General features: G+C 35.2%; 12 protein-coding genes. 7 read left to right on the top strand and 5 right to left on the bottom strand.

Features of this window, described 5'->3' with window-relative positions:
- Positions 1-10: 10 nt before the first annotated feature.
- The 7 genes from J3U24_RS03230 to J3U24_RS03200 all read left to right on the top strand — a co-directional run bounded on the left by J3U24_RS03230 (position 11) and on the right by J3U24_RS03200 (position 6,047).
- Complete coding sequence (locus J3U24_RS03230) at positions 11-1,492, top strand: mannitol dehydrogenase family protein (RefSeq protein ID WP_267336734.1); 1,482 nt, start codon at positions 11-13, stop codon at positions 1,490-1,492.
- Positions 1,493-1,630: 138 nt separating this feature from the next.
- Complete coding sequence (locus J3U24_RS03225) at positions 1,631-2,314, top strand: GntR family transcriptional regulator (protein WP_267336735.1); 684 nt, start codon at positions 1,631-1,633, stop codon at positions 2,312-2,314.
- A gap of 79 nt (positions 2,315-2,393) precedes the next feature.
- A complete protein-coding gene (yccX, locus tag J3U24_RS03220; RefSeq protein ID WP_267336736.1) occupies positions 2,394-2,672 on the top strand; it encodes an acylphosphatase in 279 nt (92 codons plus the stop codon).
- A 101-nt stretch (positions 2,673-2,773) separates the two neighbouring features.
- Positions 2,774-3,340, top strand: a complete 567-nt coding sequence (gene lptC / locus J3U24_RS03215; protein WP_065562282.1) for an LPS export ABC transporter periplasmic protein LptC — start codon at positions 2,774-2,776, stop codon at positions 3,338-3,340.
- A gap of 3 nt (positions 3,341-3,343) precedes the next feature.
- On the top strand, positions 3,344-3,898 hold the full coding sequence (gene lptA, locus J3U24_RS03210) for a lipopolysaccharide transport periplasmic protein LptA (protein WP_267330076.1): 555 nt from the start codon (positions 3,344-3,346) through the stop codon (positions 3,896-3,898).
- 1 nt (position 3,899) lies between these two features.
- Positions 3,900-4,625 (top strand): LPS export ABC transporter ATP-binding protein, encoded by a 726-nt coding sequence (lptB, locus tag J3U24_RS03205; protein WP_065562280.1) that lies wholly within the window; start codon positions 3,900-3,902, stop codon positions 4,623-4,625.
- Positions 4,626-4,631: 6 nt separating this feature from the next.
- Complete coding sequence (locus J3U24_RS03200; protein ID WP_416379925.1) at positions 4,632-6,047, top strand: RNA polymerase factor sigma-54; 1,416 nt, start codon at positions 4,632-4,634, stop codon at positions 6,045-6,047.
- Positions 6,048-6,262: 215 nt separating this feature from the next.
- On the opposite strand, the gene leuD is transcribed toward J3U24_RS03200, so the two are convergent.
- From leuD to J3U24_RS03175, 5 genes are all read right to left on the bottom strand, one after another.
- Positions 6,263-6,865: a 3-isopropylmalate dehydratase small subunit gene (gene leuD / locus J3U24_RS03195; protein WP_267336737.1), complete on the bottom strand. Its 603-nt coding sequence runs from the start codon at positions 6,863-6,865 to the stop codon at positions 6,263-6,265.
- Positions 6,866-6,876: 11 nt separating this feature from the next.
- Positions 6,877-8,286, bottom strand: a complete 1,410-nt coding sequence (gene leuC / locus J3U24_RS03190) for a 3-isopropylmalate dehydratase large subunit (RefSeq protein ID WP_267336738.1) — start codon at positions 8,284-8,286, stop codon at positions 6,877-6,879.
- A 64-nt stretch (positions 8,287-8,350) separates the two neighbouring features.
- On the bottom strand, positions 8,351-9,430 hold the full coding sequence (gene leuB, locus J3U24_RS03185) for a 3-isopropylmalate dehydrogenase (protein ID WP_065734234.1): 1,080 nt from the start codon (positions 9,428-9,430) through the stop codon (positions 8,351-8,353).
- Between the two features lie 61 nt (positions 9,431-9,491).
- On the bottom strand, positions 9,492-11,039 hold the full coding sequence (gene leuA, locus J3U24_RS03180) for a 2-isopropylmalate synthase (protein ID WP_065734235.1): 1,548 nt from the start codon (positions 11,037-11,039) through the stop codon (positions 9,492-9,494).
- Positions 11,040-11,373: 334 nt separating this feature from the next.
- Positions 11,374-12,681: an MFS transporter gene (locus J3U24_RS03175; RefSeq protein WP_267336739.1), complete on the bottom strand. Its 1,308-nt coding sequence runs from the start codon at positions 12,679-12,681 to the stop codon at positions 11,374-11,376.
- Positions 12,682-12,694: the final 13 nt, after the last annotated feature.

The raw sequence follows: 12,694 nt of genomic DNA, 5'->3' as shown, positions 1-12,694 counted from the left end.
GGAATAAAAAATGAGATTATCGAATCAAACTTTATCACAACTACCTAAGGAGGTAGTTGTCCCTACTTATGATAGAAGCAAAATTAAAACCAAAATTGTTCATCTTGGTTTTGGAGCATTTCATCGTGCTCATCAAGCTATTTATGCAGATATATTGGCTGCGCAATATGATAGCGATTGGGGATACTGTGAAGTTAACTTGATTGGTGGTGAAGCACAAATTCAAGATTTAAAACAACAAGATTGCTTATTTAGTGTGTGTGAAATGTCTTATGATAATTGGAATACTCGTGTTGTAGGTATTGCAAAAGAAGCATTACATGCAGATGTTGATGGAATTGAGAAAGTCTTAGATGTGATGACTCGTCCAGAAATTGCAATTGTGTCAATCACTGTAACCGAAAAAGGTTATTGCTATCTACCATCAACATCATCAATTGATACTAATAATCCATTAATTATTCATGATGTAACTAATCCACATACACCTAAATCTGTTCCAGGTGTCATTGTGGAAGCTTTACGTTTACGTAAAGAGCAAGGATTAAAACCTTTTACAGTTATGTCTTGTGACAATATGCCTGAAAATGGACATGTTACTCGTAATGTTGTTTTAGCCTTGGCTAAGCAGCGCGATGAAAGTTTAGCGCAATGGATTGAGGATAATGTTACTTTCCCATCAACAATGGTTGATCGAATTGTACCTGCGGCAACGCCAGAAACGATGGCTAAAATAAAAAAACAACTTGGTGGTATTGATGATCCGGCAGGTATCGCTGGTGAACCATTTAGACAATGGGTGATTGAAGATAATTTTGTGGCTGGTCGTCCAGAGTGGCAAAAAGCAGGGGCAGAATTAGTTAATGATGTATTGCCTTATGAAGAGATGAAATTACGCATGTTAAATGGTAGTCATTCATTTTTCGCTTATTTAGGTTATTTAGCTGGTTATATGCATATTGATGAATGTATGCAAGATCCTAATTATGTTAAAGCAGCTAGGCATTTAATGTTAAATGAGCAAGCAACTACATTACGGGTAAAAAATGTTGATTTGTCAGCTTATGCTGATTCATTACTAGATCGATATCGCAACACCGGTTTAAAACATCGTACATGGCAAATCGCAATGGACGGAACATTAAAGCTTCCACAACGTATGCTTGATTCTGTTAGATATCATTTAGCTAATGGTACACCATTTGATTGTTTAGCTTTAGGTGTTGCAGCTTGGATGCGTTATGTTAGTGGTGTGGATGATAGTGGTAACGTTATTGAAGTTTGCGATCCAGCAGCCGAGAAATTAAAAGAGTTGGTTTTAAATAGTTCAGATAATCAAGATCGAGTTAATGCACTGTTATCTTTAAAACATGTTTTTGGAGAGGATCTACCCCAAAATCCATTGTTTATTGAACAGGTAACTAAAGCTTATCTTTCTTTAAGAGACATAGGAGCAAAAGAGACCGTTAAACAAATAACTCAAAATTTTTAATTCCACTAACAATAATTAATAAGCCAAGTGCAATCATCTTTAGATGATTGCACTTTTATTATTAAATAAAAAACTTTTCTTATATTCAAAAATCCCCTATATTCTCTTTTATTGTAATTTGTTTTTTGAAAGTAATATATGTTCAAATCGGAAGCGTTAACTACCTTAGAACCTGTTAATCAACAAATATATCGCCAATTAAGAAAGGCCATTATCACTTGCCGAGTATTACCAGGTGTTTTATTGTCTGAAAAAGATATTTCGGGTCAGTTTAATGTTTCACGCCAACCCGTTCGTGAAGCTTTTATTAAACTAGCAGAAGCTGGATTGGTCCAAATTCTTCCACAACGTGGAACTTTTGTAACGAAAATATCAGTTAAAAAAGTAATTGATGGTCAATTTATTCGTGATGCAGTTGAGTGTGCAATTATTAAACGTGCTGCACAAGAAATTAATGATTCAGATCTTTTATTACTTGAAAAAAATCTAAAAGAACAAATTGACGCCAACAAGTGTAAAGACATTAGTTATTTTCTTGAAAAAGATGATGAATTTCATCAGATTATAATGAATGTTATTGATTGCCCCATGGCATGGGAAACCGTCGAAAATATCAAAGCAATGATGGATAGGGTAAGATACCTTACTTTAGAAGATATATCCCCACCAGAAGACCTTGTTAAACAGCATGGAAAAATCGTTATTGCGCTAAAAAATCATGATCCTGAAATGGCTGCACTTGCACTTCATGAGCATTTATCAACTATATTAAAAACGATAAAAATAGTATCACAACAGCATAATGAATGGTTTGTTGATTGATCATTTTATTAAATAAACAAACTAATTCGCGATTTCAATTTTTAAATTAAGCTTAGTTTATCGAGTGAGACTTTTTAGTATGATAAAACAAGTTAAAATTAGAGTATCTGGTCGTGTTCAAGGGGTAGGGTTCCGTTTTTTTACCTATCAACAAGCAGTTAAGTTAGGATTAGCGGGTTATGTTAGAAATTTAGATAATGGTGACGTTGAGTTAGTTGCTAAAGGGGACGATTTAATAATATCTAAGTTAATACAGTGGATTGAAAGAGGTGGTCCTACATCCGCACGAATAACTGGTATTGATGTTTCAGAACAGCCCCCCAAAAATGATTTAACTTCTTTTAATGTTAGATATTAATTTACTAAAAAATAAAGTAAAATAAGGCAATTTTTGGGTGATTTGTAATAAAGGTCTACTTTTATTAGTGATTAACTTTATTTACATAATTAACGTAAACTATGAATAAAAAAAATTTAATCTGTATCCTACTCCTTATTCTGATAATTGGTATTTATTCTGTTTACCAAACAGAAGATAGTGTTTCGGTCGCACCATCAAACGCAAATTCGCCTGATACACCCATTTATCAAAGTGATGAGATGATAACCAATGTCTATGATTTATCAGGCACTATGGTATATAAAATTGCTTCAAGCAAAGTAAAACATTTTGATAGCAATGAAAATACAGATTTTGATTTACCTAATGTCACGCTTTACGATCAGGAACATGCCGCGACTTGGCATATTCAAGCAAAACGTGCAACATTGACTAATGATAAATTAATCTACCTTTATCAAGATGTACAATTAACAAATTTATCACCTGATTCACAATTACAGCAAGTATTGACAGATAACGCAGTGGTCGATTTAAAAACACAACTTGTCACATCAAATGATCCTGTAAAAATAAAAGGGATTGGCTTTTTATCGACGGGGACAGGGTTAGTTGGCGATTTAAGAGAAAAGACGGCAAATATACTTGAGAATATAAAAACCTATTATAATACTGAGGCACAATAAAAAATGAGATTGAGAAAACAAGCAATTTATCCATTATTTTTTATGTTATATGTATCATTTGCTTGTTTTGCAAATGAGCCTAATTTTGAAGCGTCTTCCCCTCAAAAAGATCAAAAGATGGTTGTTAATGATAAACCTATTACAATTGATGCAGATAACCAACAAATCGATATTGAAAAAAATATTATTACCTTTAGTGGTAATGTACAGATTGTTCAGGAAGGTCTTACCATTTGGGCTGATAAGGTTGTTATAACCGATATGCAAGACTCTACCAAACAAAAAATTACTGGATATGGTAACCCTGTAAGATATAAGCAAATTATGCCTAAAAATAATAAAGTTGTAACAGGTCATTCATCACAAGTTATTTATGATGTGAAAGAAAGTAATATTGTACTACAAGGTGATGCGGAGCTTATTCAGCAAGATAACCGTATAAAAAGTCCGATCATTACTTATGATGTCAAAAAACAACGAATACTTGCGCAGCCGGGTAATTCAGGACGGGTGAAATCTACTATCATCCCAAGTCAAGTTAAAGAGATGAATAAATAAAATGTCAATTTTAAAAGCTGAAAACCTCGCAAAAGTTTATAAAAAACGACGTGTTGTTGAAGATGTAAGTCTCACCGTCAATTCTGGTGAAATTGTTGGTTTACTTGGTCCTAACGGTGCGGGTAAAACTACTACTTTTTATATGGTAGTTGGCATTGTGACTTTAAATGCAGGAAGAATCTATCTTGATGATCATGATATCAGTATTTTACCATTACATGAGCGTGCTCAAAAAGGTATTGGTTATCTACCTCAAGAAGCCTCAATATTTAGAAAATTATCTGTTATAGACAATATTATGGCTATTTTAGAAACACGCCAAGATATTGACAAAAATGAAAAATTAAATCGAGCAGAAGAGTTACTTGAAGAATTTCATATCACACATATTCGAGACAATATAGGTCAATCTTTGTCAGGCGGTGAAAGACGAAGAGTTGAAATTGCTCGAGCTTTAGCTGCTAATCCAAAATTTATTTTACTTGATGAACCATTCGCTGGGGTTGATCCGATTTCTGTTATTGATATCAAAAATATCATCAAACATCTGCGAGATCGTGGGTTAGGGGTACTAATTACGGATCATAATGTCCGTGAAACGCTTGATGTTTGTGAACGTGCCTATATAGTAAATAAGGGACATTTAATTGCTGAAGGTACGCCAGATAGCATATTAAATAATGAATATGTAAAACGTGTTTACTTAGGACATGAATTCAGATTATAGATTATGATGAAACAAGGGTTACAACTGAAGGTATCGCAACAGTTGTCAATGACGCCACAATTGCAACTGGCGATTCGAATGTTGCAATTGTCTACATTAGAATTACGACAAGAAATTCAAACTGCACTTGAAAACAATCCACTATTAGAGGTTGCTGATCAATACGATGAGATCAATGTTGAAGAGCATGAGCCTAGCGAAAATATTGATACTCGTGAAGCACTCGATAGTCAAGAAATCCCAGAGGATATTCCTTTAGATGCAACTTTAGATGATATCTATACTGCAGGCACACCATCAGGAACCTATTCAGATTATCGTAATGATGAGTTACCTATCTATCAAGGTGAAACACACGAAACCTTGCATGATTATTTAAATTGGCAATTAGATTTAACGCCTTTTAGTGAGGTAGATCGTGCAATTGCGCTATCCATTATTGAAGCAATAGACGAAAGAGGTTACCTGACTGTTTCAACTGAAGAAATTTTAGAGGAACAAGGTAATAATGAAATTGAGCTTGACGAGGTTGAAGCTGTATTAAAGCGAATTTGGCATTTTGATCCCATCGGGGTTGGAGCAAGAACATTACAAGAATGTTTATCTATTCAAATCCAACATGTAACACCACCGGCGTTAGTAAAAGAGATCATCAATGACAATTTAGATTTATTAGCAAGTCATGATTACCGGACACTGAAAAAACGATTAAATGCTTCTGATGAGCAACTAAAAGAAGCTATTAACTTTATTCAACATTTACAGCCTTATCCGGGGGATTCTGTTAATACCACGCCACCTGATTATGTTATTCCGGACGTTGTCGTGAAAAAAATTGATGGTAAATGGATAGCAGAATTAAATAATGATACTGTTCCAACGCTACGTATTAATCAACACTATGCTGCGATGGAAAAAGTCAGCAATGAACATGACAGCCAATATATTCGCTCACATTTACAAGACGCTAATTGGTTTATAAAAAGTGTCGAGAATCGTAACGAGACGTTATTAAAAGTTAGTCAATTTATTGTTGAGCATCAACAAGACTTTTTTGAAAATGGCGCTGAATATATGAAGCCAATGATTTTATCTGATGTTGCTGAAGCTATAGATATGCATGAATCGACTATTTCACGAGTGACAACGCAAAAATATTTACAATGCCCAACCGGTATTTTTGAGTTAAAATTCTTTTTCTCAAGTCATGTTAACACTCAATCCGGTGGGGAAGCCTCTTCCACAGCAATTCGGGCATTAATTAAAAAATATATTTCAGATGAAGATTCTAAAAAACCTCTGAGTGATAGTAAATTAGTCTCACTCCTTGAAAATCAAGGTATCATAATTGCTCGCCGTACAGTGGCCAAATATCGTGAAGCGTTATCAATACCTCCATCAAGCCATCGAAAACAACTTTAACTTAATTCTTAATATTTAGTCATCACACCTTAAGTGATAACTTAACTGATAAGCAATAAACCATTTATCTGATTGAATTTATTAATATAAAACTCAGTGATTACAAGTATAGCTTCGGTTAGTTATTTATATGAAGTGTAGTTGAAAGTTTATTTAAGAAGTAGTGAGATATCATCGCTTAAACAACAATAAGCGATGATATTTTCATAAAGATTTTAAGCTAAAAATGTTGGAATCTTATGTTCAAAGGTACTGATTGCATCTTCATGTTGAAGTGTTAAACCGATATTATCTAGTCCATTTAACAAACAATGGCGTTTAAAAGCATCAATTTTAAAAGGATATTGTTTATCTCCAGCAATGACAACTTCGTTAACCAAATCAATAGTAAACTCAATTCCTTCGTTGGCTTCTACAATCTTGAAAAGCTCATCAACATCTTCTTCAGGTAGATTCACTAACAATAGTTGATTATTGAACGAGTTATTATAAAAAATATCGGCAAAACTCGATCCTATAATAGTTTTAAAACCATAATCTGTTAATGCCCATGGAGCGTGTTCACGAGAAGATCCACAGCCAAAGTTTTCACGAGCTAATAAAATACTCGCACCCTTATAACGAGGTTTATTTAACACAAATTCAGGGTTTGGTTGTTTTCCGGCATCATCTAAAAATCGCCATTCATGAAATGCATGTTGTCCAAATCCTGTACGAGTAACTTTCTGTAAGAATTGTTTAGGAATAATGGCATCAGTATCCACATTTGCAGCATCTAAAGGAACGACTAATCCAGTATGTTTTGTAAATTTCGCCATGACAAGTCTCCTTAAAATGGTTTGCGAATATCAGTAAAATGACCAGTAATGGCAGCAGCAGCAGCCATTGCAGGGCTAACTAAATGTGTTCTGGCATCACGTCCTTGTCGTCCTTCGAAATTACGATTACTGGTTGATGCACAGCGATCGCCAGGAGCTAACTTATCATCATTCATCGCTAAACACATTGAACATCCTGGTAGACGCCATTCAAAACCTGCATCGATGAAAATTTTGTCTAATCCTTCAGCTTCCGCTTGTTCACGTACAGGCCCAGAACCTGGAACAACCAAAGCTTGAACGCCATCAGCTACTTTACGTCCTTTGGCGACTTCTGCCGCAGCACGAAGATCTTCGATACGAGAATTCGTGCAAGAGCCGATAAATACTTTATTGATCTTAATATCAGACATCTTAGTACCAGCAGTTAAACCCATATAAGCTAACGCACGTTCAGCAGACTGTTTTTCAATCGGATCAGAAAAATCTTGTGGATTTGGAACTTGCTTATCAATAGCAGTGACTTGACCAGGGTTAGTTCCCCAAGTTACTTGTGGAGCAATATCTTTAGCTTCCAAAGTTACAATCGTATCGAAATGTGCACCTTCATCTGTTTTTAAGGTTTTCCAATAAGCGACTGCTTGCTCAAAATCTGTCCCTTTAGGCGAAAATTGTCGACCTTTCAAATATTCAAATGTGATTTCATCCGGTGCAACTAGTCCAGCTTTGGCACCCATTTCAATCGCCATGTTACATAATGTCATTCGACCTTCCATTGACAAAGATGTAATTGCTTCCCCGCAAAATTCAACTACATGGCCAGTACCACCAGCGCTCGTTGTTTTGCCAATGATGGCTAAAATAATATCTTTAGCAGTTATGCCACTGGCTACTTTGCCTTTTACTTCAATTTTCATGGTTTTAGCCCGACCTTGTTTTAAGGTTTGGGTAGCTAAAACATGTTCAACTTCTGATGTCCCAATACCAAAAGCTAATGCACCAAAAGCACCATGCGTTGCAGTATGTGAGTCACCACACACAATGGTCATACCAGGCAATGTCATGCCTTGTTCAGGTCCAACAACATGAACGATACCTCGTAATGGACTTTGTAAACCATATAAAGATACGCCAAATTCTTCAGCATTCTTAGCTAATTCAGTTAATTGGATTCTAGCCATCTCGCTACAAGCACTTAACTCATTGCTTTTCGTTGAAGTATTGTGATCCATCGTAGCAAATGTTTTATGAGGTTGGCGGACTTTACGATTCATCGCTCGTAAGCCATCAAAGGCTTGAGGAGAGGTTACTTCATGAACCAAATGGCGATCGATATACAAAATAGGGGTCTCATTCGGTGCTTCATAGACAACATGTGCATCATATAATTTTTGATACAATGTTTTTGGTTTTGTAGACATTGCTTATATTCCTTTAATATTCTTTAAAAGGGTTAATATGATAGCTTAACCCTTAGTCTAAAAATTAAATTAAACGACAAATGGTATCACCCATTTCATCGGTTGAAACATAACTACCACCACGAGCAAGATCGATAGTGCGGGTCCCTTGTTCTAAAGCTTTATTAACTGCATTTTCAATAGCTTTGGCGATATCATCACGTTTTAAACTATAACGCACTAATAATGCTAAAGATAAAATTTGTGCCGCTGGATTAGCAATATTTTTACCAGCAATATCTGGTGCACTACCGCCAGCTGGTTCATATAATCCAAATCCATCTTCATTCAAGCTAGCAGACGGTAGCATTCCCATTGAACCGGTAATCATAGCGCACTCATCAGATAGAATATCACCAAATAAATTAGAACATAATAATACATCAAATTGAGAAGGATCTTTAACAAGTTGCATGGTTGCATTATCGATATACATATGTTCAAGTGCGACATCTGGATATTGTTTAGCAACTTCGTTTACAACTTCACGCCACAATATTGATGTTTGTAATACATTAGCTTTATCAACAGAAGTGACTTTTTTACGACGAATTTTTGCAGCTTCAAATGCCATTTTAGCTATACGCTCAATTTCAAAACGGTGATAAACTTCAGTATCAAAAGCACGTTCTTGAGGGCCAGAACCTTCACGCCCTTTAGGTAAACCAAAATAGATACCACCAGTTAGCTCACGCATACATAAAATATCAAAACCACGCTTAGCAATATCTTCACGTAAAGGACATAATTCTTCTAAACCTTGATATAAACTAGCAGGGCGCATATTCGCAAATAATTTAAAATGTTTTCGTAATGGTAATAAAGCTCCGCGTTCAGGTTGTTGATCTGGCGGTAAGTTTGTCCATTTTGGACCACCAACTGAGCCAAACAAAATAGCATCGGCTTTTTCACAACCTTCTAGTGTTTCTTTAGGTAATGGACAACCATGAATATCAATTGCTGCACCACCGACATCATATTCACTAGTCGTAATTGCAAGGTTATATTTTTGACGAATGACTTCAAGCACTTTATAAGCCTGTTTCATCACTTCTGGACCAATACCGTCGCCAGGTAATACTGCAATATGGTAATTTTGAGACATATCTATTCCTTATAATTAATTTAAGCATTTCGTCAATAAATAACGAAATCGCATCTATTTTTTAATCGTGGTGCAATTTTTGTTTTTGCTCAGCAACTTGATTAGCTCTATAAACATTATTTAAAACATTAATTAATGCTAATGCGGATGAATGAACAATATCAGTCGCAAGCCCAACACCGTGGAATTTGCGTCCTTTATATTCGGCAACGATATCAACTTGACCTAAGGCATTTTCACCTTGACCTTTAGAGGCTAATTGATATTTTACAATGGTAATTGGTTCACCGGTAATACGATTTATTGCTTGATAAACTGCATCAACTGGACCATTACCAGTTGCCGCATCTGAATATTTTTGATCGCCAATAATCAAACTTACTGACGCAGTTGAAACGACAGTAGAGCCTGATTGAACATTAAAATAATCTAAAACATAATGCTCTTGATCATCTTTAAGTTGATTGATAAATATCAAAGCTTCTAAATCATAATCAAAAACTTGGCCTTTTTTATCAGCAAGCTCTAAAAAAGCTTCATAAACTTGATCTAAATTATAATCGTTATCGTGGTAACCCAATTCTTCTAGGCGATGTTTAACAGCTGCTCGACCAGAGCGTGAAGTTAAATTTAATTGGATTTGATTTAAACCGATCGACTCTGGTGTCATGATTTCATAAGTTTCGCGGTTTTTTAATACACCATCTTGATGTATTCCTGAAGAGTGGGCAAAAGCATTGCTACCAATAACTGCCTTGTTAGACGGTATTGGTGTATTAGTAATTTGGCTTACAATTTGGCTGGTACGGTAGATTTCTTGATGATTGATATTAGTGTGAACGTTTAAGATATTTTGACGAACTTTGATCGCCATAATCACTTCTTCTAAAGCAGTATTACCGGCTCGTTCACCTAAACCATTCATCGCGCCTTCAATCTGCCGAGCACCTTCCTGAATCGCGCTAATCGAGTTAGCCACCGACATGCCCAAGTCATCATGACAATGAACAGAGATAATCGCTTTATCAATGTTCGGGACACGTTCAAATAAGGTACGAATAATGCCACCAAATTGATAAGGGACAGTATAACCGACAGTATCCGGAATATTGATCGTTGTTGCCCCTGCTTGAATTGCTGCTTCAACAATCCGACATAAGTTATCAATTGGGGTACGGCCTGCATCTTCACAAGAAAACTCCACATCATCTGTATAATTACGTGCACGTTTAACACAGTGCACCGCTCGTTCAACGACATCTTCAAATGTCATTTTTAATTTATCTTTAACATGTAAGGTTGATGTCGCCATAAAGGTATGAATACGAAATTGATCGGCTACTTTTAGCGCTTCAGCGGCAACATCAATATCTTTGTCAATACAACGAGACAACGCACATACACGACTATTCTTAATGGTTTTAGCGATAGTTTGTACTGATTCAAAATCACCAGGCGATGAGATAGGAAAACCAACTTCCATCACATCAACCCGCATTCTTTCTAATGCTAAAGCTATTTGTAATTTTTCTTTAACACTTAAACTTGCTTGTAACGCTTGCTCACCATCACGTAATGTTGTGTCAAAAATAATAATCTGATCGCTCATTGTTATTCCCTTTATATTTTGGTGCTATCTCGGTATTTCAAGTTAAGAAAACAAAAAACCCGCACTTTAGCGCGGGTTCTTGTTAATCTATCGAGTTAAGTATTAAATCACTTTTACTCCACACACAAGCTATCCGCGCAAACTGATGCGAGGAGGAGGCTGAGTAGGAGGCTAGTAAATTTAATCATTAACTTCTCAATTGTTATATTATTTATAAAATATTGGTGATATTTTTATCAAATGATCATTGTTGTGTCAATGATTATTTGAATATTAATTACTCATTACAATAAATATCAGCAACAAATATCACCATAATAAAATTAAATTATCGTTAGATTCCTTCAGGAATTTCTATTGTTTCTAATTTTTTAATAATGAAAATGTGTGCAAGAGCCCCAATTAAAGAAACAGCAGAGATATAACACATTGCATAAGCAAAACTATTAGTGTATTCGAGAATTAACCCCATGATAATTGGAGTAATTATACCCGCACAGTTACCAGCAATATTGAAACATCCTCCAACTGTACCCATTACTTTTGCAGGTACAATATCACTTAGTAAAACCCAACCGATATTTGCAAAAGCATTTGCAAAAAAAGCAAATGATAATAAACCAATGGCAATAGCTGGATAATCTTCAAAAAAGTTAGCTAAACACATAACCCCAGCAAAACCTAACCCTAAAATTGATGGTAATTTTCGTGAAAAAGTTCTACTTTTGCCTTTTTTCATTAATGCATCACTTACAAATCCACTGCATAATAATCCAACCATCGCCATAATATAAGGGAACATTGCCCCAATACCAGCTTTAGATATAGATAAATGTAACCCTTTTTCTAAGTAAACAATAAACCAAGTAAGAAAGAAATAAAGGGTTGAATTTAAGGCAAATTGAGCGATACATAAGCCTAAAAAATTACGTTGCTTTAACACATAACTAATTTCTTTCCATTCAACTTTTTCTTGGCGTTTTTGGGCTTGTCCTAGACCACCTCCTTGTTTTATATAATCAATTTCAAGTTGATTAGTATTTTTACTATCTAGAGGATCACGATAACGGATTAACCAATAAATACCGAAGATGATACCTACAATACCACAAACGTAAAATGACATTTCCCAACCATAATTAGCCACAACGAAAGCTAAAATTGGTGTCAATCCCGCAAGGCCAATGTATTGCGCACAAGCATAAAGTGCAGTAGCACTAGCTCTTTCTTGGGTAGGAAACCAAGTTGATATTATTTTAGTATTAGCTGGAAAAGATGGCGCTTCAGCTACACCTATTAACGCTCTGCATAACAGTAAAAAAATGAATGATGCTGTTGCTGTGGTAAATAAATGATTTGAAGCAATTCCCATAAGTAGAGTGAATATACTCCATAAAACAATTGCACATCCGTATAATTTTCGTACTCCAATGCGATCAAGTATATAGCCAACTGGTATTTGACTTAAAACATATGCCCAAGTAAACATTGAAAAAAGAAGACCAAGTTGTGTTGGAGTTAATGAAAAATCAGCTTGAATACTTGTGCCGGCTACAGATAAATTTGCTCTATCCATATAATTGATTGCTGTTACAATAAAAAGTAACACCAATACAAAATATCGAGATTTTGTTGCTTTCATGTTATTTCCTTGT

Origin of the sequence: Gilliamella sp. B2785, assembly GCF_026537005.1 — a bacterium.
Classification (GTDB): Bacteria; Pseudomonadota; Gammaproteobacteria; order Enterobacterales; family Orbaceae; genus Gilliamella; species Gilliamella apicola_E.
The sequence above is the reverse complement of the archived record's forward strand: the minus strand, read 5'-3'. Positions and strand labels throughout refer to the sequence as shown.